Origin of the sequence: Corynebacterium sp. HMSC074C05 (assembly GCF_001838325.1) — a bacterium.
Taxonomy (GTDB): Bacteria; Actinomycetota; Actinomycetes; order Mycobacteriales; family Mycobacteriaceae; genus Corynebacterium; species Corynebacterium amycolatum.
Genome location: NZ_KV836295.1, coordinates 48527 through 74012 on the forward strand (window position 1 = coordinate 48527; position 25486 = coordinate 74012).

At 60.0% G+C, this 25486-nt stretch carries 18 protein-coding genes; 7 read left to right on the plus strand and 11 right to left on the minus strand.

The window, feature by feature from the left end:
* Nucleotides 1-169: 169 nt before the first annotated feature.
* Nucleotides 170-1345, minus strand: a complete 1176-nt coding sequence (locus HMPREF3042_RS08405; RefSeq protein WP_070857035.1) for a UDP-N-acetylmuramate dehydrogenase — start codon at nucleotides 1343-1345, stop codon at nucleotides 170-172.
* A gap of 85 nt (nucleotides 1346-1430) precedes the next feature.
* On the opposite strand from HMPREF3042_RS08405, the gene HMPREF3042_RS08410 reads away from it, so the two are divergent.
* The 3 genes from HMPREF3042_RS08410 (at nucleotide 1431) to purU (ending at nucleotide 3738) form a co-directional block, all read left to right on the plus strand.
* A complete protein-coding gene (locus HMPREF3042_RS08410; RefSeq protein WP_038627523.1) occupies nucleotides 1431-1928 on the plus strand; it encodes a DUF2505 domain-containing protein in 498 nt (165 codons plus the stop codon).
* Nucleotides 1929-2044: 116 nt separating this feature from the next.
* The gene (locus tag HMPREF3042_RS08415; protein WP_070856789.1) at nucleotides 2045-2815 is read left to right on the plus strand and encodes an LmeA family phospholipid-binding protein; all 771 of its coding nucleotides are present in this window, start codon (nucleotides 2045-2047) and stop codon (nucleotides 2813-2815) included.
* A 17-nt stretch (nucleotides 2816-2832) separates the two neighbouring features.
* Nucleotides 2833-3738 carry a formyltetrahydrofolate deformylase gene (purU, locus tag HMPREF3042_RS08420; protein WP_038627519.1) on the plus strand — a complete coding sequence of 302 codons (906 nt, stop codon included), beginning with the start codon at nucleotides 2833-2835 and terminating at the stop codon, nucleotides 3736-3738.
* Between the two features lie 151 nt (nucleotides 3739-3889).
* Here the strand turns inward: purU and HMPREF3042_RS08425 are convergent, their stop codons facing one another.
* The 9 genes from HMPREF3042_RS08425 to HMPREF3042_RS08465 form a co-directional block, all read right to left on the minus strand.
* The gene (locus HMPREF3042_RS08425) at nucleotides 3890-4201 is read right to left on the minus strand and encodes a DUF2516 family protein (protein WP_042388363.1); all 312 of its coding nucleotides are present in this window, start codon (nucleotides 4199-4201) and stop codon (nucleotides 3890-3892) included.
* Nucleotides 4202-4325: 124 nt separating this feature from the next.
* Nucleotides 4326-5675, minus strand: a complete 1350-nt coding sequence (locus HMPREF3042_RS08430; RefSeq protein WP_070856790.1) for a DUF445 domain-containing protein — start codon at nucleotides 5673-5675, stop codon at nucleotides 4326-4328.
* A gap of 190 nt (nucleotides 5676-5865) precedes the next feature.
* Entirely contained in the window at nucleotides 5866-6264 is a 399-nt protein-coding gene (locus HMPREF3042_RS08435; RefSeq protein WP_016421967.1) for a hypothetical protein, read from the minus strand.
* 40 nt (nucleotides 6265-6304) lie between these two features.
* Nucleotides 6305-7054 (minus strand): succinate dehydrogenase/fumarate reductase iron-sulfur subunit, encoded by a 750-nt coding sequence (locus HMPREF3042_RS08440; protein ID WP_016421966.1) that lies wholly within the window; start codon nucleotides 7052-7054, stop codon nucleotides 6305-6307.
* Nucleotides 7054-9072, minus strand: coding sequence for a fumarate reductase/succinate dehydrogenase flavoprotein subunit (locus HMPREF3042_RS08445; protein WP_070856791.1), 2019 nt, complete (start codon nucleotides 9070-9072; stop codon nucleotides 7054-7056). The genes HMPREF3042_RS08440 and HMPREF3042_RS08445 overlap by 1 nt, the downstream gene beginning before the upstream one ends.
* Before the next feature lie 19 nt (nucleotides 9073-9091).
* Nucleotides 9092-9832, minus strand: a complete 741-nt coding sequence (locus HMPREF3042_RS08450; protein WP_070856792.1) for a succinate dehydrogenase cytochrome b subunit — start codon at nucleotides 9830-9832, stop codon at nucleotides 9092-9094.
* Nucleotides 9833-10250: 418 nt separating this feature from the next.
* Nucleotides 10251-12866 carry a glycoside hydrolase family 65 protein gene (locus tag HMPREF3042_RS08455; protein WP_070856793.1) on the minus strand — a complete coding sequence of 872 codons (2616 nt, stop codon included), beginning with the start codon at nucleotides 12864-12866 and terminating at the stop codon, nucleotides 10251-10253.
* A gap of 15 nt (nucleotides 12867-12881) precedes the next feature.
* Entirely contained in the window at nucleotides 12882-13655 is a 774-nt protein-coding gene (locus tag HMPREF3042_RS08460) for an HAD family hydrolase (RefSeq protein WP_038627507.1), read from the minus strand.
* A 302-nt stretch (nucleotides 13656-13957) separates the two neighbouring features.
* Nucleotides 13958-16168, minus strand: a complete 2211-nt coding sequence (locus tag HMPREF3042_RS08465) for a malate synthase G (protein ID WP_070856794.1) — start codon at nucleotides 16166-16168, stop codon at nucleotides 13958-13960.
* Between the two features lie 1018 nt (nucleotides 16169-17186).
* Here HMPREF3042_RS08465 and aceA point away from each other — a divergent pair.
* Together aceA and ramB are read left to right on the plus strand one after the other, a co-directional pair.
* A complete protein-coding gene (gene aceA, locus HMPREF3042_RS08470) occupies nucleotides 17187-18479 on the plus strand; it encodes an isocitrate lyase (RefSeq protein ID WP_070549779.1) in 1293 nt (430 codons plus the stop codon).
* Nucleotides 18480-18693: 214 nt separating this feature from the next.
* Nucleotides 18694-20118: an acetate metabolism transcriptional regulator RamB gene (gene ramB / locus HMPREF3042_RS08475; RefSeq protein ID WP_246822383.1), complete on the plus strand. Its 1425-nt coding sequence runs from the start codon at nucleotides 18694-18696 to the stop codon at nucleotides 20116-20118.
* 216 nt (nucleotides 20119-20334) lie between these two features.
* On the opposite strand, the gene lpdA is transcribed toward ramB, so the two are convergent.
* Nucleotides 20335-21750 (minus strand): dihydrolipoyl dehydrogenase, encoded by a 1416-nt coding sequence (gene lpdA / locus HMPREF3042_RS08480; RefSeq protein WP_038629314.1) that lies wholly within the window; start codon nucleotides 21748-21750, stop codon nucleotides 20335-20337.
* An 82-nt stretch (nucleotides 21751-21832) separates the two neighbouring features.
* Between lpdA and HMPREF3042_RS08485 the strand changes: the two genes are divergently transcribed.
* Together HMPREF3042_RS08485 and HMPREF3042_RS08490 are read left to right on the plus strand one after the other, a co-directional pair.
* Complete coding sequence (locus tag HMPREF3042_RS08485) at nucleotides 21833-24007, plus strand: prolyl oligopeptidase family serine peptidase (RefSeq protein ID WP_083327453.1); 2175 nt, start codon at nucleotides 21833-21835, stop codon at nucleotides 24005-24007.
* Nucleotides 24008-24017: 10 nt separating this feature from the next.
* Nucleotides 24018-25478, plus strand: a complete 1461-nt coding sequence (locus tag HMPREF3042_RS08490; protein WP_070856796.1) for a M1 family metallopeptidase — start codon at nucleotides 24018-24020, stop codon at nucleotides 25476-25478.
* The last annotated feature ends 8 nt before the right edge of the window (nucleotides 25479-25486 follow it).

Here is a 25486-nt window from a genome sequence, read left to right on the forward strand (position 1 = left end):
AATTCACGTGTCATAAACCTAGTCACTTTCTCTATCCCCGCCCATTGACAGAAGGCCCGGGAGCGCAAGCTGAGGACTACCCAGCGGTTCTGTCAGCCCCAGCGGCCCCATCAGTCACGCCAGCCTCTCCAGCCCGGCTCCCCCTGGCCATCAGCCACCCGCCGCGGGCCTAATCGATGCTCACGCCGACCCACACCGGCTCGGGCACCAGGGTCACGCCGAATGCCTTTTCCACACCAGCGCGCACATCGCGTGCCAAAGCCACCAAGTCGGCAGCGGTCGTCGGCGCACCATCGCCGGACATCCCGCGGTTGGTCAGTGCCAGGGTGTGCTTAGTCGACAGTCGTGCGGGCGCACCGTCACCGGGGTAGCCCTTGGGGAACCCGGCGCGCTCGATAAGCCACGCCGCCGAGAGCTTCACGCACCCCTCGTGGCCGGGGCCAGCGGGGAATGCGGGCATATTCGCGGCCTCATCAGCCCCACGCAGCGAGGCAACCTTTGCACGCACGGTCTCCACCGAGTTCTCCGGAATGATCGGGTTGGTAAAGAAAGAACCCGCCGACCAGGTATCGCGGTCAGTGTCTTCGAGAACCATGCCCTTGCCCCGGCGCAGCTCAAGCACTTTTTCGCGCACCAGCTCAGCCGGCCTGCGAATCTCGCCAGCCGCAGCCTCGGCCTCGTCGACGCCCAGGCGCCGCGCCAGTTCGCCATAGCGAAGTGGCGCGGACATCCCATCCACGCTGAGCTCGAACCGCACGGCCAGCACCACTGCCCGTGCGGTGAACTTCAGGTTCGAGTAGCGGTAGGAAAGGTCGAGGGACTCCGGTTCCACCCACTCGACCGAGCCGGTTGCGCGATCGTAAAGCTGCACCGCGTCCAGAACCTGCGATACCTCAGCACCGTAGGCACCAACGTTTTGCACCGGCGTGGCTCCGGCCGATCCCGGAATACCCGACAGGCATTCCAGGCCGCCAAAACCGGCGTCGACACTCATCTCCACGACCTCGTCCCAGACTGCACCGGCCTCGGCCTCCACGATTGCCGACACGGACTCCAACCCGTGTCCGCGAGTGCTCATGGTCACGTTGTCAGCCTCGATCACCACAGCCACCAGCGGCTCGAGTTCATCGGCTACCACCAGGTTGGATCCACCTCCCACGATGAGGAGGGGCACGTTAGCGTCGTCAAGCGTGCGTACAACATCGACCACAGCGTCCGTCGTGCTACACCGGACGACGGCACGCGGCACCCCGCCGAGGCGGAGCGTCGTCAGATCCGAGAAAGCGGTATGCGTGCTGAGCTCCACCCCCTCTAGCCCCGCAAGCCCATCGATGGCTTCTTCCATGTCGGAGGTCAGGTGAATTGGGTTCGGCGATTGGTCGAGATTTTCCACGCCCCTAGCGTAGTGCAAGTTACGTATCATCAAGCGCATGACTACGACTAACACGCACACCGTCAACTTCGACCAGCCGATTGAGAAGGTCTACGAGGCCCTCACCGACGCCGGTTTCTGGGAGAAGGTCGCAAACCGTTTCTCGGCAGCTGACGGCAAGGTGGAAAAGTTCGAGACCACCGACGCTGGCACCACCGTCGTGATTCGCCAGACCGTCGCTGCCGACAAGATTCCGGCGCAGGCGCAGAAGTTCGTTAAGTCCGGGGTCGGCATGACGCGCACGTTCGTCATCAGCCCGCTTAACGACGACGGCGCGACCTCCACCGTGACCACAGAAGCTTCGGGCGTACCGGCATCCTTCAGTGCGTCCCAGAAGCTCACCGCCCAGGGCGAAGGTGCAGTGCTGACCACCAACTCCGAGTTCGCCATCAACGTGCCGCTGCTCGGTGGCAAGCTCGAGGAGAAGGCCGCTCCGTACCTGGAGCGCGTCCTCAACGCTGAGACCGCGGTACTGGCGGACTACGTCGCTAAGTAGGTTGCGCACCGGGGGGGCACCGGGGAAGGGTTTGCCACGCTTGCCGGGCTCCCCGGCGGATACCTGGCGAAGATAGGTGGTAGCGACGGAGCCGTCGTTAAGCAAGACTGGGAACCATGAGTTCTGCTAAACGCTCTTCGAGCGTCAAAGTCCTGCCCACCGTCCTCGGTGTCATCATCGTGGTGGCGCTTATTGCGATTGCCGGCGAAATCGGCGTCCGGATGTTCGTGAGCAAGGAGATTTCCGACGGTTACCGCACCTCCGCCGAAGAGCGCGGTGTGACCGTGACCGAGGACCCGAGCGTTTCCTTCGGCACCCGCCCGATGCTGCTCGCCTTGGCCACGAAGTCCGTGCCCTCGATGGATCTGTCCACTCCGAACACACTGGAGGTCAAGAACCCGGAGGCGCTGGGTGGCGCACCGGAGATCAACGGTGACCCGGCAGCGGAAGTGCACCTGGAAAACGTGGATCTGAGCAATCGCGCGGATCCGACGGCAGAGTCGCTGCGAGTAGATGTCACGATTCCACCTCAGCTGCTGCAGGCGCTGATTAACCGGGAAAGCGGTGTACGCGCTTCCACGATTACGCCGCTGCCAGACGAAGGCCTGTTCAACATTGAATTCGCCTCCGGATTTGCGACCTCCAAGTTCCGCCCGATTGCCAACGGCGGTCATATCGAAATCAACCTGGAGGGCGGCTCAATCCTCGGCTTAAACCTCGATGGCCTGGCCGGCTGGCTGGGAGAAGCGAGCGGTACGCTGTTGAGCTACGACATCGGCCACGGCATGCAGGTGGAGGAAGCGCACGTCACCGGGGAGGGCCTGGCGTTGACGCTGACGGGCGCAAATCTGCCTTTGTCGACCGTGAACGAACTTACCTTTAGCTAGCAGGTAAGATACCGAGAATGACTCGCTCTCTCATCACCGCAAAAAGCGGTACTCCCACCGAGCGCCAGTACATCTTCTCGCTCGGCTGTCCAGACCGTACCGGTATCGTTTCCACCCTGTCGACCTTCCTGTCCGACATTGGTGCGTGGATTACCGAGGCGGACTTTTTCTCCGACCCGGAGACCGGATGGTTTTTCACTCGCCAGGCGGTCCGCGCCGACGCGCTCGACCTGACTGTAGAAGAGCTGCGCGAGAAGTTCGCTGAGCTCATCGGTGATTGGGGCCCTGAGGTCCGCTGGAAGGTCACCGACAACGCTGTCCCGAAGCGCGCTGTCATCCTGGTGACCAAGGAAGGCCACTGCCTGCAGGATCTGCTCGGCCGCGTCGCACAGTCGGACTACCCGATGGAAATCGCTGCAGTAGTTGGCAACCACCGCGATCTGGAGCCACTGGTCGCAGCGTATGACATTCCTTTCCACCACGTGCCCTTCCCCAAGGATGCCGTCGGCAAGCGTAAGGCATTCGATGAGGTCGCCGAGATTGTCGACGCCGAAAACCCGGATGCCATCGTGCTCGCACGTTTCATGCAGATTCTGCCGCCGGATCTGTGCGAGAAGTGGGAAGGCCGCGCGATTAATATCCACCACAGCTTCCTGCCGTCGTTCATGGGCGCGCGCCCGTATCTGCAGGCTTATCGACGTGGTGTGAAGCTCATCGGTGCCACCTGCCACTACGCCACTGAGGACCTCGACGATGGTCCGATTATTGAGCAGGACGTCATGCGTGTCTCCCACAAGTACACCGCTGCGGACATGCAGCGTGAAGGTCGCGATGCGGAGAAGCAGGTCCTCGCCCGCGGTTTGCGCTGGCACCTGGAGGATCGTGTGCAGGTTTACGGCAACCGCACCGTGGTGTTCCAGTAGGTTACCGTGGTGTTCCAGTAGGTTTTCGGGGAACCAGACCCCCAAAAAAAGAAAGTGTCTGGGTTTATGACAAAATAACCGGGTTTTTCACCCAGAAACTGTCATAAACCCAGACACTTTCTCAGTAGTGCAAGCTAGCACCCGCCCGGGACTAATAACCGCCCTGCGCGTTCGACAAAATGTCCTTAATCTGTGGGCGGACATCCAACCAGTAAATACCCGTGATGACTAGCCCGGCAATCAGCGGGATGCCCAACATTGCCCAGCCCAGCCACGGCAGGAGCAGGAAGATAGCCGAACCGACCAGCATGCCGGCCCAGACGTTGCGGCTCTTGCGGTCTGCAGCGTCAAAGGCATCCGCGCGGGTGGTGATGACAAGCACCGCACCGATTAGCGCCAAGATGCCGATGACAAACGGAATGGCGAACTGAAACAAGACGTCCACATAGACGGAAATCGCCATTAGCGGCGAGTCCGCAAGACTGGGCAAAGATGGTAACAGGCGCACCGGGGGAACAACTCCTTTAACAGGGATGCATTGCTTTTTACATGCTAACGCACACCGTCTGATGTGCTGGGTTGTGCTGCTAAATAGCCCCAAACACCAAGGTCGACAGGGTGTAAATAGCCAAACCGGCCAGTGATCCGACAACCGTGCCGTTAACGCGAATGAACTGCAGATCGCGACCGACCATCAGTTCAATCTTGTCGGAAGCCTCATCGGCGTCCCAACGCTCGACGGTCTCGGAAATGATCGAGGTAATCTCGCCCGAGTAATTCTCAGCGATGAAGACGACAGCCGCTTCCAAACGGCGGTCCATTCGTTTGCGCAACTCAGGATCGGATTGGATCCGCTCGCCGTAGCGGGCGGCCGTTTCCGAGACCTTCCGACGGAGCAGGGAGTCCGGGTCGCGGGCAGCGTCGACAAGCTTTGCGGATGTTGATGCCCAAATCTTCGCCGGCGCCTGTGTGACGGCGGCGGACGAAAGAATGTCAGTCTTAATTTCTTCGACTTTGGCGATGGTCTTCTCGTCGTTCTGCAAATCTATGGCGAGCTGCGTGAGGAAGCGGTGGAGCGCCAGGCGCGCGTCGTGCTTAGGGTCATGCTGCACCTGCCAGGTCCAATCAACCAGCTCGCGATAGACCTTGTCGCCGATGAGATCGTTGACAAAGCTCGGCGCCCAGGATGGGGCGCGCTCTCCGACGAGGCGGTCGATAAGATTCTGGGAGCCCAGCGACTTCCGGTGCAGCCACTCAGCCATCTGCTGGACGATGGGCTCGGTGCGCCCCTCTTCAATCAGCTGCTCGAGAACCTTACCCGCTGGTGGTCCCCACTCCGGAGCTGCAGCTTCGTCGATGACTGCTGACTTCAGCACTGCGGCGGCATCGTCGGGATTAATCGCCTCCAGCACATTTCCGGTGAACTTACCGACCTCTGCTGACACTTTGTCGGCGTTTCCCGGCGCTACCAGCCATTCGCCGATACGCTCAGGGATCTCGGCCTTACGCACCTTGTCCACAATCAAAGCGGGGTTCAGGAAGTTGTCTCCGACGAACTGCGCCAGGGACTCACCGACCTGGTCCTTCTTGCGGCGGACGATAGCGGTGTGTGGGATAGGAATGCCGAGCGGGTGGCGGAACAGAGCTACGACTGCGAACCAGTCGGCGAGGGCACCGACCATGCCGGCTTCAGAAGCAGCGCGGACGTAGCCCACCCACGCGGGCACAACTTCGCCTGCGGATAAGTGTGAAGACTCAATACCGCGGCATGTGAAATACACAGCGGTTGCGATGACCAGCAGCATCGTAGCGAAAGTCTTGGCCTTACGCAGTTGCGCACGTTTTTCCGCTTCAACCTCAGGTGATGGCCCGGGAACTTCGAGACGGTCCGAGACCGTATCTACAGCTGCCGGGAGCTTAGCGGGGTTGTTATCCATGTGTATAGATTAGGCGCCGAAAACGCGAAAATGCCACCGCGCCGCAATCCGCTGTTGGTGAGAGAGGTACTTCTCAGTACTTCCCCACCCCAGCGCACTGTGCACAGTGGCATCAACTGTGGAGGTGCTAGTTCAAAAGGCTAGCGTTGCATCCGCCTAGAGGCGAGCCCCTTTTAACTGGGGCAAGCCTTTAGTGGTGAGTGCCGAATTCCTTTCGGTAAGCCTTGTAGTCACGACGACCGATGGAGATGCAGGCCAGACCCGCAATAACCATAACCAGTCCGACTACCAAGCCAGCCCACATGAACACGCTGCCGTCGAAGTTCCAACCACCGGTGTAGTCGGTGTAGTTGGCGGCATCCTTAGCCAAGAAACCGTTGCTGTGAGAGGCAGCAGTCTGGTCGGCAAAAACGGTCGTTGCGAGACCGAAAATGAAGGTACCCCAAGCCGCCAGAGAGGCGAGCATGAGACCCATGCCAATCCAGGTAATGCTCTTGTGAAGCGAGGAGTATTCGGCATTCATGCTCTGAGGCACGTAACCGTCGACGAAGTGCTCTTCGCCCTGGTAACGCTTGACTGCATTCGCCATAATCTATGTCCCTTCTGGAAAACTCTAATCGAGAAAGAGTTTAGTCGTCCTTACCGCGGAAGAACGAACGAGCTCGTTCCTTGGTGACGGCGGCAACCGCAGTCAGCGGGATACCTGCCGGGCAGACGTCAGCACATTCACCATAGAGGGAGCACGGACCGAAGGTGCCTTCGACCTCGTCAACCATCTTGCGGGCACGCTTGCCACGCTCTTCCTTACCCAGCGGGACCAGGGAAAGGTGAACCAGCTTTGCGCCGGTGAACAGGTGTGCAGCACCGTTCGGGCAGGCTGCGACACAAGCACCACAGCCGATGCAGGCTGCGTGGTCAAGTGCGAACTCAGCAGTCTCGTGGTTCAGGTGCAGAGTATCTGCATCCGGAGCGGTACCAGCGTTGATGGAGACGTAGCCACCCTGCTCGAGGACACGGTCCAGAGCGGAGCGGTCAACGACCATGTCCTTGATGACCGGGTATGCGGCGGAGCGCATCGGCTCGATCTTCAGGGTGTCACCATCGCTGAACTGGTGCAGACGCTGCTGACAGGTCGGGGTGTTCTGGCCCGGGCCGTGCGGACGACCGTTGACGTTCAGACCACAGGTACCACAGATACCCTCACGGCAGTCAGATGCGAACGCGAACGGCTCCTTGCCGGACTCGACGTACTTGGAGTTGACGTGGTCAAGCAGCTCCAGGATCGACATCTCTGCGACGGCGTCGTCAACGTCAACGGATTCAAAGTGTCCCTCGACGTTCGGACCTGCTTGGCGCCAGATTTCAAGGTGCAGTTTCATTACTTGTAGTTCCTTGTCATGAGCGGGACGGCTTCGAAGGTGAGCGGCTCGGCGTGGCGAATGAATTCGTGACCGGACTGATCCCATGCAGGACCATTGTTGCCTCGCTCCCATGCGGAAACGAAGCACCAGTTAGCGTCATCGCGCTCTGCCTCGCCATCTTCGGAGATGTGGTCATCGCGGTAGTGAGCACCGCAGGACTCATCGCGGTCGAGGGCGTCGACACACATGAGCTCACCGAGGTCGATGTAGTCAGCAACGCGGTTAGCGTACTCGAGCTGCTGGTTCATCTCATTCGGCTCACCCGGGATGAACAGGTCAGACCAGAATGCCTTACGCAGTTCGCGGATCTCCTCGATACCGCGAGCCAGGTCTTCCTTGTTACGGGCCACACCACAGTCGCGGTAGAGAATCTCACCGAGCTGGCGGTGGAAGTACTCAGCGCCGTGCTTACCCTGGATGCTCATCAGCTTGTCCAGGCGAGCCTGAGCGCGGTCCAGCGCTTCCTTGGCCTCCGGGGCATCCTCAGCCAGGCGGTCGGTACCGAGCAGCGGGCCAAGGTAGTTCGGAATGGTGAACGGCAGGGTGAACCAACCGTCGACCGAACCGGACAGCAGGGAGTTTGCACCCAGGCGGTTTGCACCGTGGTAGGTCCAGGATGCCTCGCCACCGGTGAACAGACCCGGGATGGAGGTCATCTGGTTGAAGTCAGACCACAGGCCACCCATGGTGAAGTGGCAGGTCGGAGCAATGCGCATCGGAACCTTGTACGGGTCCTCACCGATTGCCTCTTCGTACATCTGAATCAGGTTCGAGTAGCGTTCCTTGATGACCGGCTGGCCCAGGCGCTCAATTGCGTCACGCAGATCCAGGTAGACGGAGTTCTTCAGCGGACCAACACCGTAGCCGGCGTTAATCTGCTGAGAGTTGGCACGGGAAGCGACGTCACGCGGGACGAGGTTACCGAATGCCGGGTAGCGACGCTCCAGGAAGTAGTCGCGCTCGTCCTCCGGGATGTCGTTGGCCGGGCGCTCGTCGCCCTTCTTCTTCGGGGTCCAAATACGTGCGTCGTTACGCAGGGACTCGGACATCAGAATGGTCTTCGACTGCCAGTGCGCGTTGACCGGAAGACCGGTCGGGTGGAACTGGATGAAGGACGGGGATGCGAAGTAAGCACCCTGGTCGTATGCACGCATGATGGCCGAAGCGTTGGAGTTCTTGGCCAGCGTGGACATGTGGTAGACATTGCCGTAACCGCCGGTAGCCAGAATAACTGCGTGAGCAGTGTGAACGGTCAGCTCACCATTGATGAGGTTACGCATGATGGCACCCTGGCAACGGCCGTCGGCGACGATAATGTCAACCAGCTCGTTGTGGGTGAAGATCTCGACGTTGCCGAGACCAATCTGGCGCTGCAGAGCCGAGGTAGTCGACAGCTGCAGCTGCTGGCCCGTCTGACCACGGGTGTAGTACGTACGGGAGACCTGCACACCACCGAAAGAACGGGTTGCCAGGGTACCGCCGTACTCGCGAGCAAACGGAGCACCAATTGCATTCAGGTGGTCGATGACGCGGACGGACTCGACAGCCAGACGCCAGCAGTCGTTCTCGCGGCAGCGGTAGTCGCCGCCCTTAACGGTGTCCTTGACGTGGCGGTAAGCGCCGTCGTTGTCGACCTTCTTACCGCGAGCGGAGTTGACACCACCCTGTGCAGCAATGGAGTGCGCACGGCGCGGAGCGTCGTGGTAGGTGAAAACCTGCACGTCGTAACCGAGCTCACCGAGGGCAGCAGCGGCAGCGCCACCAGCCAGGCCGGTACCGACGACCATGACGCGGAACTTACGACGGTTCAGCGGCGAAACCAGGTTGGCGTGATCCTTCTGGTACTGCCAGTGGTCCTTCATAGAGACCTTGTCACCCGGGGAGTTATCGGACAGAACCTTGCCGATCTTGACCCCGTCGACAACGCTTTCCGGCGCGCGGAAGTCCGCAGCGGCGGTTGCTTCAGTGTTAGTCATAGTAAATTTCCTCCTCGACCTACGAGACCAGACCGGTCAGGACGGCGACTGGGATGAAGATGTTGCCGACAACAACCAGCAGCGGCAGCAGGCCGGACAGGAACAGCAGAACCTTGCGCCAGCGCTTACCGGTGATACCGAGGTCGGAAGTAGCAGTCCACAGACCGTGGGACAGGTGCAGCAGCAGAGCGAGCTGCGCAATGATGTACCAAACAACAACACCCGGACGCGAGAAGGACGCAACCACGTTCTGGTACGCCTCACCGTGCTCGAAAGAAGACGGAGCAACGCCAGCACCGATGGTCAGGTCCAGCAGGTGGAAGATGATGAAAGCCAGCAGCACGATGCCGGTGATCACCATCGAACGTGCAGTAAAGGTGTTCCAGCTGGACACCATTCCCTGACGGCGGAACTTACCGCGGGACTGCTTAGCACGTGCAGCCAGGGTGAGGCCACCGAAAATGTGCAGGACAATAGCTACCAGCAGGACAATGCGGAAAATCCACAGAATGCCCTCGTTCGGAACTGCCGGAGCACCGACAGTGCGCAGGAAGGTCGCGTATGCGTTGAAGTCTTCCGCGCCAGAGAAAATTTTCAGGTTACCCAGCATGTGGACAATAACGAAGAGGCCAAACAGCACGCCAGTGACGGCCATGGTCAGCTTCAGAGCCCATGAGGGGTATTTAGGCTGCTCGCGCAGCGGTTCTACATTAATTTTGCCGTGCGCGATTGCGTCACGGTTTGAACTTTTAACAGTCATGGCACCTCCAGTGTCATATTCACTCTAAAGTCACACAGCGCCTGGTAAACATTTTTCCCCCTTTTGGGTGGGGATTTTCACAGGTTACCTAGGGCTTTTCTCCGCCTTTTCTCAGGTTATCGCATTTTAGCCACTTCTGATGTCGTCGCTGTATAAATCCTCTTCCCCACCATAAAAACGCCCCTACCCCGACTTTTGCCGATTTTTCACCTACCCAAACCAGCTAATAACGCAACATAAATAGCACGAAAATAAAAAACCGCCCACTTTTCTCAGGTGGACGGTTTTAATACTCAATAATTATGTTGCGAAATTCTTTATTTTTACCCCTGCCGAATTCCCCAAAGAACCCAAACAGCCACCCCCAACAGGCAATCCCCCCCCCCTATTGGCACCGTGTACAGCCGAAGCCGTCCGACTAATCCTCGCTCTGATCCGAGTTCGCCATCACCACGGTCAACGGCTCCGGACCAATGATGACCTCATGGCCCGCGACCATAATCGGTCCAACCTGGTGGTCGCCCTCCTCTAGGACGACTTCCACCGTGCGGCCACGCACCGTCACCCGGATACGACAACCATGAATAGTGACTCGGTACGTCAGACCACTCCAGTCTTCCGGCAGACGCGGATCGATACTGTAGCGGCCATCGTGGTCGCGGAAACCACCGAAGCCATAGACCAGGGACTGCCACACTCCACCGGCAGATGCGACGTGGACACCATCGGCAGCGTTGCCATGCAAGTTCGCCAGGTCCACATAGAGTCCGCGGAGGAAAAAGTCCATTGCCTGCTCCTGCAAGCCCAACTCGGCCGCAACAATGGACTGCACAACGGCGGACAGCGAGGAATCACCAGTGGTGAGCGGATCGTAATACATGTAGTCTGCGCGCTTTTGTTCCGTCGTAAAGCGATTGCCCATGAGGAACAGTGCGAGGACGACGTCCGCCTGCTTAATGACTTGGTGACGGTAAATCGTCAGCGGGTGGTAATGCAGCAGCAGCGGGCGCAGCGGGCCAACCTCGGGGTCGTCGAGATTCCAGCGCTTGCGCAGCAGGAACTGGTCATCCTGAGGGTGAATGCCGAGCTTCTCATCGAACGGGATGTACATCGCCTCAGCGGCCTGCTCCCACTCTTCAACCTCGCGCTCGGTGAGGTCGAAGCGGTTGGTCAGTTCGCGATAGGCAGCAGGGCGATCACGCTTCATCTGCTTGACGACGTCCGCAGCAACCCGCAGGTTATACTGCGCCATCACGTTGGTGTACAGGTTGTTGTTCACCACCGTGTTGTACTCATCTGGACCGGTGACGCTGTGAATCTGGAACTCTCGATGCTCGGCATCGAAGAATCCCAGCGACATCCAGAATCTGGCCGTGCCGAGCAGCAGATCCGTGCCCTCCTTGAGCAGGAACTCCTCATCGCCGGAGGCATAGACGTACTTCATCATCGCGTACACGATGTCCGCATCGATGTGGTACTGCGCCGTGCCGGCCTCAAAGTAAGCCGAGGACTCCTGACCATTGATAGTGCGCCACGGGAAGAGGGCACCGTCGTGCGCCAGTTCGTCGGCACGCGCCCACGCGGCTTCGAGCATGTCCCAGCGGAAGCGCATGGCATTGCGCGAGAATTGCGGCGACGTATAAGTAAGGAATGGGGTCACGTAGATTTCCGTGTCCCAGAAGTAGTGGCCGCCGTAGCCAGTGCCGGTCATTCCCTTGGCCGGCACACCTTGGAATTCAGCGCGGGCGGCGGCCTGGATAATCTGCCAAATGTTCCAGCGCACTGCCTGCTGAATCTCCGGCTGATTGTAAATGACCACGTCAGAGCGCTCCCAGAAGCGTTCGAGCCACTCCTCCTGGTTCTCCATCAGCCCCAGCATGCCGATGCGTCCGACGCGGTTCAGGGTGCGCTCACAGCGGAATGCCAGCTCTTCGGCACGAACCTTGCGGGAGGAGTGGTACGCGACCAGCTTCTCCAGGCGGATGACAGTGCCGACCGGCGCATCCAGGTTAAACAGGGAGCTGGCCACATCCGGCTCGGTCGACTGCGAAACCTCTACGAACGGCTCCGTGCCGTCGGGAGTGCGGACAGTAAAGGTGTGGTCCATGGAAGTGGCCACGGTCATACCGGAGTTTGCGCAGCGGTAGCCCAGTGTCGAGCGCTGCCCGTGCGCCGATTCCGACTGAAATGCCGGAATCAGAACGCGGTCTTCCAATGCTTCGGCGCGACGGGGATCCAGTTCGGTGCCCTGCGCCTTGGCGGCATCGTGGTACTCGTCCTCGCCGTCCTGGCGGTTGAGGATCTGCGAGTTGATCATCACCGCAGCATCCGCATCCAGCAGCTCGACTTCCAGACTCATCGCGGCGACATGCTTTTCCTGGAAAGACACCATGCGCTCAGAGGTGACGCGAACGTGCTTGCCACCCGGGGTGCGCCAAATGAACCGACGACGCAGCACCCCCTCACGGAAATCCAGGCTACGTTCGTAGTCGCTGACCTCAGCATTGCCGAGACGCAGGGGCTCATCGTCAATGTAGAGACGCATTGCCTTGGCGTCCGGAGCGTTGGCAATCGTCTGCCCCTGGCGGGCTAGGCCGTAGGCGTCCTCGGCGTGCCTAATCGGCCATGTCTCATGCAGACCGTTGATATAAGTGCCGTGTTCACTGGAGTCACGGCCCTCCGGCGGGTTGCCACGCATGCCGATGTACCCGTTCGACAGCGCAAACAGCGTCTCGCCCAAACCGAGCGGAAGGCCGTTCGGCTTCGTCTCAATCAGACGCCACTCATCGACCGGAGTGATGTCTCGGTCCATGAGTCCCTCGGCATTCACCAGGTGGTGGTGCTTATCCGCACGACCCGCCGGGAAGTTACGACGCTGCTTACGACGAACTGGGGACACCGTCTCCTCCTGTTTTTCAGCCTCGGCGGTCTCCGCGTCGTGACCCTGCACCTGCGGAATCACACGCTCGGTCTCGTCGGCTGCTGCTGTGGTTGAATCGTTGGCCATGATGCCTTCCGGTTTTCTCTCAGCCATTTGTCTCGAGCCAGCCTAGACGAGTTCCGCCAAATCACTGACCACAATGTCGGCACCCGCTCGGCGCAGCGCTTCTGCGCCAGCACCGCGGTCAACACCAATGACCAGACCAAATGCGCCGGCTGCACCCGCTTGCACACCGCTGATGGCATCCTCGACCACCACAGCATCGCGCGGTGCCACCCCCAGATTCTCAGCCGCGTACACGAAAGTATCGGCGGCTGGCTTACCCGGCAGGTTGTTCTCGTGCGCCACCACGCCGTCAACAATCTCCACGAACCGCTCACGCAGCCCAGCGGCCGTCAGCACCGGCACCGCGTTCTTCGACGAGCTAACCACCGCCAACTGCGGTTTTTCGCTTGCCGACGAGTCCCCCGCGCCCTGCAACTCGTCGAGCAGCGCAACCGACCCCGGGTAGGCCTCAATTCCCTTCTCGACTCGCGCCAGGAAGTCGTCATTCTTGCGCTTCCCGAGCCCCACAATCGTCTCGTCTTTCGCTGTGTCCTCATCGCTACCGTGTGGCAGCGAGATGCCGCGAGATTCCAGAATTGCTGCAATACCCTCATCCCGGCGGCGGCCATCGAGGTAGGTGAAGTAGTCTTCCTCTGTGTAGGCCGAGACACCCTTGTGCTCAAAGTAGTCGCTAAACATGTCCGCCCACGCCTGCTCGTGCACATCGGCGGTAGGGGTAATTACCCCGTCGAGGTCAAAGAGGATTGCGCCCGCGCTATGGAGGAATTCTTTGGCCTTGGCAAGGTTGGTAGCACTGTCGGTCGTGGAATTAGTCATGGGGGTCGCAGCTCCTTGGACGTTACAGACTGCATATTCGCAATTAACTTCTCAATCAACGCTAGCAACGTTGCCCCTACCCCGCTTGTGAACCCGGGTATCTCGGCGGAGGGCATCGCATGTTTCCACCATGGGGCACCCAACGCGTGCGTTCCCAGCACAAGCCCGCCCCGCACCGACAAATAAAACTGCCGACGCGCACGCGGAATTGGCATCAGAGGTTTGCCAATACCACCTACACACCGGCAGTTTGGGTAGCTATTTTGTTATTTCAGGCTCGGCAGCCGCAGCCTGACCCAGAATTAATCCTGGTCGATGCCCTCGCGCTTCTTGAACTCCAGGCGACGGCGGTGCAGGATCGGCTCGGTGTAACCGGACGGCTGGTTGACACCGTCGAGGATGAGCTCCTTGGCAGCCTGGAAACCGATGGACTTGTCGAAGTCCGGGGCCATCGGCAGGTACGCCTCATCGCCCTCGTTCTGGCGGTCAACGACCTCGGCCATACGCTGAAGCGAATCGATGATCTGCTCCTCGGTGACAACACCGTGCAGCAGCCAGTTAGCCAGAGTCTGGGAGGAAATACGCAGGGTAGCGCGGTCCTCCATCAGGTCAACATCGTTGATGTCCGGCACCTTGGAGCAGCCAACACCCTGCTCAACCCAGCGGATAACGTAACCCAGGATGGACTGGCAGTTGTTGTCCAGCTCGTTAGCCTTGTCCTCATCGGACCAGTCAGCGCCCGGCTCACCAGCCTTAGCTGCCGCTACCGGGATGGTGAGCAGATCACCGAAGGTGTCGCGGCGACCGTCGGTAAGCAGCTTGTCCTGAACGCCGAAGACGTCAACCTCGTGGTAGTGGGTAGCGTGCAGCACACCACCGGTCGGGGACGGAACCCACGCGGTGGAAGCACCCTGCTTCGGCTGACCAATCTTCTGCTCCAGCAGCTCAGCCATCTGCTCGGTCATAGCCCACATGCCCTTACCGATCTGAGCCTTGCCCTGCAGGCCGTGTGCCAGGCCGGAGTCGACGTTGTTGTCCTCGTAAGCCAGCATCCACGGAGCGGTCTTCTGAACAGCCTTGCGGAACATCGGACCAGCCTGGATGGAGGTGTGGATCTCATCACCAGTGCGGTCCATGAAGCCGGTGTTAATGAAGACGACACGCTCGGAGACAGCCTTGATGGCAGCGTCCAGGTTGACGGAGGTACGACGCTCCTCATCCATCAGGCCGACCTTCAGGGTGTTGTGCGGCAGACCCAGCAGCTTCTCCACATCAGCGAACAGCTCGTTAGTGAAAGCAGCCTCATCCGGGCCGTGCTGCTTCGGCTTCACAATGTAAATCGAACCGGTACGGGAGTTCTTACGTGCGTTGTCCTGGTCCAGGCCCGGGATTGCACAAGCAGCGGTGATGACGGCATCCATGATGCCCTCGAAGATCTCCTCGCCGTCGCGGTCGAGGATGGCCGGGTTCTGCATCAGGTGGCCGACGTTACGGATCAGGTTCAGGGAACGACCGTGCAGGGTGACCTCGGAACCGTCAAGACCGGTGTAGGTGCGGTCGTCGTTGATGGCACGAGACAGCTTCTTGCCACCACGGGTGAACTCGACTGCAAGGTCACCGACGTTCAGGCCCAGCCAGTTGGTGTACCCCAGGGTCTTGTCGGCAGCGTCAACTGCGGCGACAGAGTCCTCGAGGTCCATGATGTTGGTGACAGCGGCTTCCAGGATGATGTCCTTGACACCAGCCTTGTCGGTCTTGCCAACCGGGGACTCCGGGTCAATCAGCAGCTGGATGTGCAGACCGTTGTGCTTGAAGTAAATGGACTCCGGTGCGTCCTTGTCACCGGTGTAGCCGACCAGGGTCTCCGGCTCGCGCAGACCGGAGGTAGCGCCACCTTCCAGGGTTGCCTGCAGGTGACCGTCGACAATGTCGTAAGAGGTGACGTCCGCGTGGGAACCGTCGACCAGCGGCAGAGCCTTGTCCAGGAAGTCACGGCCCCATGCGATAACGCGGTCACCGCGGACCTTGTTGTAGCCCGGGGTGTCCTTCTCCGCACCGCCATCTTCAGCAATAGCGTTGGTACCGTACAGCGCGTCGTAAAGCGAGCCCCAGCGTGCGTTCGCAGCGTTGATGGCGAAACGGGCGTTGAGGACCGGCACAACCAGCTGCGGACCAGCGGTGGAAGTGATCTCGGTGTCGACGCCCTCGGTGGTGACCTGGAAATCACCCGGGTTGTCAACGAGGTAGCCAATTTCCTTCAGGAATGCGACGTACTCATCCTGGTTCTGCTCACCCGGGTGCTCCTTGTACCAAGCGTCGAGCTTTTCCTGCAGCTCATCACGCTTGGCCAGCAGCTCGCGGTTGCGCGGAGTGTACTTAGCGACAATGTCACCAAAGCCGTTCCAGAACGCGTCCTTGTCCTCAATGCCGGCGGCGGGGAGTGCGGTGTCATTAACGAAGTCGTAAAGAACCTTCGCGACCTGCATTCCACCTGCCGAAATACGCTGTGCCATTGCTCTCCTCAAAACTATTGATTGCAATTTGCCCATCCAGCCACAGCCACGTCAGCGGCTCACGCACTGGATGCGTTGTTCCCCTACTGTATGTGATTCGGCGCACTTATGGACCGTCTTTTTTCATAACCCCCAACCGCCAGCCCGGTATAGCGCCGCTCACATTTGCCATTTCATTCGCTTTACGACGAGCACCCCGCGAACAGACCCCACCCCTCCCCGATGACCATTCGGGCATTCAGCCCTGACGCCACAACCAGCCCTCCCCCACCCGCATTGACCGCAGCATCCCCGGCGCTCTTTCCTCCAGCCACGGAACACCACACGCAATGGGAAAGTGTCGTGCCTCACAGGCATTTACTATTGCGACCTGCGTATCAACGGCCAGTGACCAATCGTGTCGCGACAGCCTCCACCTTCAAACCAGACCGTAAAAGCGAGATGGCAACCGAAGCTCTGACCACCATCCAGGAACGCTCCAGCGGGGTATTGATGGTGTAACGGCAGTGTATTTAGAAGCCCGTTTCTACCTCTACGGCCGTAATTTCGGGGGTAGTGAAGCACCCCCTAAACCCCAAACACCGTTAACGACTAGGTTTGATAATTACCAAATTATAAATCACCCCAAAGCGGGGGGAGCATTATTAGCGAGCCCGCCATAGGGAAATAACAGTACAAATGTACCGGCCGGTCACAGGCGAAAATTACTAAAGCCAAGCTACACAATGCAATGTTTGCAATCTTCACAAGTGTTATCCGTATTACATACTTGAATTCACATCCGAAGCTGCTTGACGAACTTAGCGCTATGCCCCAAAATGTGAGACATGGCACGCGGAAGCGGACATTGTTTTTGTTCGCGTGTTTGCGTGCAGGGGTACGGCATTTTGCTAGCACCCCCTGCATTCACGCGACACCGCGGTCACTATCGGGTCAGCCTGTAGATCGGTTCTGTCGGAATTGTTCTTAAGTCAGCACCCGGAGTTCGAAAAGCAAGCAAAAGGAAGTGACTCCGTTTATGTCTAACGTTGGTAAGGCACGTACCGCCGCCGAAATCCAGAAGGATTGGGACGAGAACCCGCGCTGGGAAGGTATCACCCGCGACTACACCGCTGAGCAGGTCGCTGAGCTCCAGGGCACCGTCGTCGAGGAGAACACCCTCGCTCGCCGTGGCGCTGAGATCCTGTGGGAAGGCGTCAACGTTAAGGACGACTCCTACATCAACGCTCTGGGTGCACTGACCGGTAACATGGCCGTTCAGCAGGCTCGCGCTGGCCTGAAGGCTGTCTACCTCTCCGGTTGGCAGGTTGCTGGTGACGCTAACCTCTCCGGCCACACCTACCCGGACCAGTCCCTGTACCCGGCTAACTCCGTGCCGAACGTCGTTCGCCGCATCAACAACGCTCTGCTCCGCGCAGACGAGATCGCTCGCATCGAGGGCGACGACTCCGTCGACAACTGGCTGCTGCCGATCGTCGCTGACGGTGAGGCTGGCTTCGGTGGCGCTCTGAACGTCTACGAACTGCAGAAGGCCATGATCAACGCTGGTGCCGCTGGTACCCACTGGGAGGACCAGCTTGCTTCTGAGAAGAAGTGTGGCCACCTGGGCGGCAAGGTCCTGATTCCGACCCAGCAGCACATCCGTACCCTGACCTCTGCTCGCCTGGCTGCTGACGTCTCCAACACCCCGACCGTCATCATCGCCCGCACCGACGCTGAGGCCGCTACCCTCATCACCTCCGACGTTGATGAGCGCGACCAGAAGTTCATCACCGGTGACCGCACCTCCGAGGGCTTCTACCACGTCCAGAACGGCCTGGAGCCGTGCATCGCGCGCGCAAAGTCCTACGCTCCGTACGCTGACATGATCTGGATGGAAACCGGTACTCCGGACCTCGAGCTGGCTAAGAAGTTCGCTGAGGGCGTCAAGTCTGAGTACCCGGACCAGCTCCTGGCTTACAACTGCTCCCCGTCCTTCAACTGGTCCGCTCACCTCGAGAAGGACGAGATCGCCAAGTTCCAGAACGAGCTGGGCAAGATGGGCTTCAAGTTCCAGTTCATCACCCTGGCTGGCTTCCACGCCCTGAACTACGGCATGTTCGACCTGGCTTACGGCTACGCTCGCGAGCAGATGTCCGCATTCGTCGACCTGCAGAACCGCGAGTTCGAGGCTGCCGAGAAGCGCGGCTTCACCGCTGTCAAGCACCAGCGCGAGGTTGGCGCTGGTTACTTCGACCGCATCGCCACCACCGTCGACCCGAACTCCTCCACCACCGCCCTGAAGGGCTCCACCGAGGAGGGTCAGTTCTAAGTCACTCGGCTTAGGGCTTAGGTCTAAGACCTAGCTTCAACACCCAGCGAGGGCTGCACCTGCAGCCACCGCTGGGTGTTTTTGTGTGTTCATCGACGTGTCGACTCCGGGCCGTCGTGAAGCGTGCCAGAGAACCTGAGCACCTACACACGCAAGCAAAGCTTGCAACGGTTTTCTACACAAATTCAGCAAAGCCCGCGATATGCTGGGCAGTATGTCGAAAACCTATGTCGGATCCCGCCTCCGCCAGCTCCGCCGCGAGCGCGACCTCAGCCAGGCCGCGCTCGCGCAGGCGTTGGGTCTCTCGGCTAGTTACGTCAACCAGATCGAGCACGACGTCCGCCCGCTGACCGTTCCTGTTCTGCTTCGTATCACGGACACATTCGGCGTTGACGCGACTTTCTTCTCCCGCGATGACGACTCCCGCCTCCTCGCTGAGGTCCAAGATGTGGTGATGGACAAAGAGATCGCCAAGTCCCCCATGGACCTGCAGGAAATCTCGGAAATGGTCCGCAACCACCCCGACATCGCCCGCATCATGGTGGACATCCACCGCCGCTACCGCAACGTCACCGACAAACTCTCCCTGGCCACCGAAGAGCGCAACTTCGGCAACAGCACCGACACCGCCTCCGGCTCACAGGCGCTGACCATGCCACACGAGGAAGTCCGCGACTACTTCTATGCCCGCCAGAACTACATCGCTTCGGTCGACACCGCCGCCGAGGAGCTGGCTCGCGAGCTGCGCATCACCGATGAGACCACCGATGTGGTCTCTGTGCTGGCCGACAGGCTGTCCAACGACCATGGGATTCGGATTGCGCTGGAATCGTCGTTAGGCGATGTTCAGCACAGCCTTGATCGGCGGACGAAGACGCTCTACCTCGCGCGGCACCTCTCGCCGGGGCAGCGGGCCTTCCGCATGGCCACGGAGCTGGGGTTTTTGGAGCAGGGGGAGACCATTTCCGAGGCCGTCGCGTCCGGGCATTTCATGTCGGAGGAGTCGCGGAAGCTGGCGCAACGCGGAGTCGCGACGTACTACGCGGCGGCGCTGATTCTGCCGTATGAGTCGTTCCATGCGATGGCTGAGTCGAAACGCTACGACATCGAGCTGTTGTCGCGCACGTATGGAGTCGGCTACGAGACCATCTGCCACCGCCTGTCCACAATGCAACGGCCCAGCTTGCGCGGTATTCCGTGGACGTTCGTGCGCGTCGACCGCGCGGGCAACATGTCCAAACGCCAATCCGCCACGGGCTTCCACTTCACGCATTCGGGTGGTACCTGTCCACTGTGGAACGTCTACGAGACCTTCTCCTATCCCGGCAAAGTCATGCGGCAGGTCGCGCTCATGCCGGATGGTCGGCCGTACATGTGGATCTCGCGGACCGTGGAACATCATGCGGCGCGTTTCGGCAAGCCAGGCAAGGTTTTTGCCATCGGTTTGGGCTGCGAGGCCCGTCACGCTGAGCGCACTGTGTACGCCGATGGTCTCGATCTCGCGGACCTCGACGCCGCCACTCCGATCGGTGCCGGCTGCAGGGTCTGCTCCCGCGAGGCATGTCCGCAGCGCGCGTTCCCGCCGATTCATCGGGATATCGACATCAACATGCACCGTTCCACCGTCTCACCGTACTAATTCGCTTTACGACGGGCGCAGGGTCGGCCTGTTTGCGGAGGCTTGATTTGCGGGGGAAGACCCCAAAAAGAAAGACCCCAAAAAAAAGAAAGTGCTTAAGTTTATGACACTTTCGCACCGATTTTCACGGTCAAACTGTCATAAACTTAAGCACTAACTCGTATCTGCCTGAGCCGGGACCAGCGAAAACTGGCCCCAGGGCAGAGCCACAACCTCTTACAGGTTGATCATCTTGCCCATAACGCCCTCGGCTGCTTCCTTCATGGCCTCGGACATGGTCGGGTGAATGTGGACGGCGCGGCCGATTTCCTCAGTGGTCAGCTCGTACTTCTCAGCCAGAACCAGCTGCGGCATGAGCTCGGAAACGTTGGCGCCCACCATGTGGCCACCCAGCAGCTCGCCGTATTCGGCATCTGCAATGAGCTTCACGAAACCAACCGGCTCCGCCAGACCCTGCGCCTTACCGTTTGCAGAGAACGGGAAGGTGGAGACCTTAATCTCGCGACCGTTCTCCTCTGCCCACTTCTTGGCCTGTGCCTCGGTCTTACCGAAGGAACCAACCTGTGGGTTACAGAAGGTTGCGCGTGGCATCATGTTGTAGTCCGGGATAGTCTCGGTCTCGTGACCCGCCATGTGCTCGGCTGCAATAACGCCCTGTGCCTCAGCGACATGTGCCAGCTGCAGCTTCATGGTGACGTCACCGATGGCGTAGATGTTGTCGACGTTGGTGCGCATGTACTCGTCGATGACAATCTCGCCGCGCTCGCCCAACTCAACACCAGCCTTGTCCAGGCCGATACCCTCGGTGCGCGGTGCGAAGCCGATGGAGACCATAACGCGGTCGACGGTCAGAGTCTGCTCGTCGCCGCCATCCTTGGCCTCGACCTTGACCTCAACCGAGTCACCATTGTCCACGATGGAGGTGGTCTTGTGTCCGGTCATGAGCTTGACGCCCAGCTTCTTGTATTCCTTGGCAATAACCTTGGAGACGTCTGCGTCCTCGTTCGGTAGAACGTTGTCCATGAACTCGACGATGGTGACATCCACGCCGTAGTTAGCCAAGACGTATGCGAACTCCATACCGATGGCGCCAGCGCCGACGATAACCATGGAGTCCGGCAGCTCGTCGGAGAGAATCTGCTCTTCGTAGGAAACGATGTTGCCGCCGACCTCAACGCCCGGCAGGGAACGGACGACAGAGCCGGTCGCAATAATCGCCTTATCGAAGGTAATTTCCTTGCCTTCGTCATCGCCATCAGTGATGGCCATGGAGGTCGGACCAGTGAATTCACCGAAACCGTTGATTTCGGTGATCTTGTTCTTCTTCATCAGGAAATGAACACCCTTGACAATGCCCGCGGACACCTTGCGCGAACGCGCGTGTGCGGCACCGAAGTCAAAGGAGACATCGCCGGAGATACCGAAGGTCTTAGCCTCATGGTTGAAAATGTGCGCCACCTCGGCGTTCTTCAACAGAGACTTGGATGGGATACAGCCAACGTTGAGGCAGACTCCGCCCCAGTATTGCTTCTCCACCACAGCGGTCTTCAGACCCAGCTGGGATGCACGGATTGCTGCGACGTATCCGCCAGGACCGCCGCCGAGTACTACAAGATCAAAATGTTCAGCCACGTGCACAAGTCTACGCACGACTTGCCTTTACTTCACGCGCGAGTCCCGGTTTTACCTACTGCTGTCGGCTACGGTGGTGGGCATGGGCACCGACACGGACACCGACTTGGGCAACAATTTCTCCTTCCTCTCCACTGACCTTGTCCCCGATTGGCTGGACGATATCGACGGCTCCCAGGCGCTGGCGTGGGCTCGCGCGCAGTCGGAGGCCAGCGTCGCAGGCGTCGATTCGCTTGCCGACGACACCAGCGACCGCACCAACCTGGAACAACGCATCCTGACTGCGCTCAACACCGATGCCCGGATCGCATACCCGGTGCGGCGCGGCGAGTACCTCTATAACTTCTGGCGGGATGCCGAGCATCCGCGGGGTCTGTGGCGGCGCACCTCGTTGCAGAGCTATCTGGCTGGCCAGGAAGATCCGCAGGCGACCGAGTGGGAAGTGCTGATTGACCTCGATGAGCTGGCGAAAGCCGAAGGAGAAAACTGGGTCTGGAAGGGCACGGTGTGCCGTTATCCGGAGTATGACCGCGCGTTAATTCTGCTCTCTCGCGGCGGCGCCGATGCCACCGTGGTGCGGGAGTTTAACCTCGTCAACTGCACTTTTGTCAAGGATGAGCCGTTCTACCTCCCGGAGGCGAAGTCCGATGTCTGTTGGTTGGGCCGTGACGAGATTCTCGTTGGCAGTGATTTTGGTCCCGGGTCACTGACGGATTCGGGCTACCCTCGGCAGGTACGTAGGTGGCGGCGCGGCATGCCGTCGTCAAGCGCGGATGTGATTTTCTCGGGCCACAGTGATGATGTGGCCGTGGGCGGCTGGTTCGACGCGACGGAGGGTTTCGAGCGGCTGTTTGTCGAGCGTGCGCATGATTTTTATAATTCGCAGCGGTTCGTGGCAGCGGAGCGTTCGGGCAAGTTGGCGGCGCAGCAGAATGGGGACTTTTCGCTGCAGATTCTGGAGGTGCCGCAGGACTGCCGAACGAGTGTCCATAGGCAGTGGCTGGTGCTGATGCCGCGCACGGACTTCAACGGCATTCCGGCTGGTGGCGTGGCTGTTGTGGAGCTAGAAAAGTGGCTGGCAGGCTCGCGTGAGGTGGAGGTGATTTTCACCCCGGATGCGCACACGTCGTTCCAGCAGCTCGCGTGGACGAAGAACTTCCTGGTGCTGACGCTGTTGGAGGATGTCGCGACGAAGTTGGTTGTCTTGCGCGAGGCCTCATGGGAGCCGGTGGAGGCCTTCGGCGAGTTACCTGCGCAGGCCACTGTGAGCGTGATTGATACGACCTCTGAACGCGATGATGAGATCTGGTTGGTGTCGACCTCGGCAACGCAGCCGGCAACCCTCTGGTACGGGCAAGTCGGCAGCCCGCTCACGGAAGTGCGGCGTGCTCCGGCGCTCTTCGACAGTGAGGGGATGGAGACACGCCAGCACTGGGCGACCTCGGCCGATGGCACGCGCATTCCGTATCGCATCACCGGCCGCTTCGGCGCGGAGGCGGGCGCTGGTACAGGTGATGGCACAGGCGCGGAGACAACCACAGACGCACCCACTCCGAACCCAGCCCCAACCCTCGTGCACGCCTACGGCGGTTTCGAGGTCTCGCTGGTCCCGCAGTACTCGGCGATTCGTGGCCTGACCTGGCTCGAGCGCGGTGGTTACTTCGTGGAGGCCAACCTGCGTGGCGGTGGCGAATTCGGTCCGACCTGGCACTCCTCGGTGGTCAAGACTGAGCGGATGAGGGTCTATGAGGATCATCAGGCCGTGCTGCGCGACCTTGTTGCACGTGGCTACTGCACGCGCGAACAGCTGGGCGTGCGCGGTGGTTCCAACGGCGGGTTGCTGACCGCTGTCTGCCTCACCTCCTACCCGGAGTTGGTAGGCGCAGTGGTGTCCCAGGTGCCGCTGGCGGACATGATGCGCTATCACAGGCTGTCCGCGGGAGCCTCCTGGATGGCCGAGTATGGAAACCCGGACGACCCCACCGAGCGGGCTGCAATTGCGCAGTATTCGCCGGTCCAGCGCGTCGTCAAGCGAGAGCAGCGCGCCTACCCACCGGCGTTGATTACGACTTCCACCAGGGACGACCGTGTCCACCCGGCGCATGCGCGGAGCCTGGCGTGGCTGCTGGAAGAGGCGGGACAGCCGGTGGACTATCACGAAAACACAGAGGGCGGGCACGCGGGCGCAGCGGATAATTCGCAGGTCGCGTTTGTCGAGGCGCTCATATCTACGTGGCTGTGGAACAAGCTCAAGTAAGGTAACAGCCGTGAGTAGCGCTGATTTCACTAATCCATATACCGGTATCGCGTTCAACCTGGGTTTCCGGGTGAACAAATACGAGCTGGACCTCGACTATCGGGTCGGGCCGAATCGTCTGAAGGCGACGGCGACTCTGCATATCGAGATCAACGCCTGGACCTCGCACATCACGCTCGACTTTGCGGATGCGCTGGGGGCCGATTCGGTGGATGCGATTTCCGATTCGCAGGCACACTCTATCGATGTGAAGCGTTGGCGCCATTCGGGTCGTAAGCTGCGAGTCACCTTTGACCGCCAGCTAGCTCCCGACGAGACGCTGCAGTTGATTGTCACTTACTCGGGCACGCCACGTCCGGTGCGCTCGAAGTGGGGCGAAATTGGCTGGGAGGAACTGGAAAACGGTGCGCTCGTGGCATCGCAGCCGGTGGGCGCGGCATCGTGGTACCCCTGCGATGACGATCCCGAGGTCAAGGCGTTCTACGAGTTCACGATGGTCACCGACGCTCCCTACGAGGTCGTCGCACCAGGGCTTGCCGACGCTCCGGTGAACGTGGGCGGATCGCGCCGCCGCTGGCGGTTTGTCACCGAGGAGCCCATGGCCTCCTACCTGGCCACCATCAATGTCGGTCAGTTTAAGAAGGTCGAGCTGCCGTGTGAAACCTCGACTGTGGTGGCGTGGGTGCCTTCTGAGCTGGTGGCCAATGCTCGCCATGACTTCCGCGATCAGGGGCGCATGCTCGATGAATTCGCCAAGCTCTTTGGCCCTTACCCCTTCCGCGCCTACCAGGTGGTCATTTGTGAGGATGACCTGGAGATCCCCATTGAAGCTCAGGGGCTTTCCATCTTCGGTGCCAACCACGCCGACGGCAAGGACACGTGGAATCGACTGATCGCCCACGAGTTGTCGCACCAGTGGTTCGGCAACAGTGTCGGCATTTCGCAGTGGCGCGATATCTGGCTCAACGAAGGGTTTGCCTGCTACTCCGAGTGGGTGTGGTCCGAGGTCAGCGGTGGTGCCAGCGCAGATGTGCACGCCCGCAAGCACTACCTGGATCTGCTTGAGGAAGAGCAGGACATCGTGATTGCCAACCCAGGGCCAAAGCTGATGTTCGACGACCGTCTGTACAAGCGCGGCGCGCTGACTGTGCACGCTCTGCGTCTGCTGCTGGGCGACGAGGTGTTCTTCGACCTGGTGCGCAAGTGGACCACCACTAACCGCCACAGTGTGGTCGATGCAGTGGACTTCCGCGCACTGGCCAACCGCGTGTGCCGTGAGCGTGGCATCACCACCTCGCACCTGGATGTCATCTTTGACTCCTGGCTGTCACGCAGCTCCTTGCCGGACTTCCCCACTGACCCAACGCGCTCCCCTGCTGACCAGGGCATCGGCGATAATGGTGCTCCAATCGTGGTCGAGAAGCTGGCTGCTCAGTTTGCAAAGCTCGGCTACTCGAAGGCCAAGGATTAGAGAGCTAG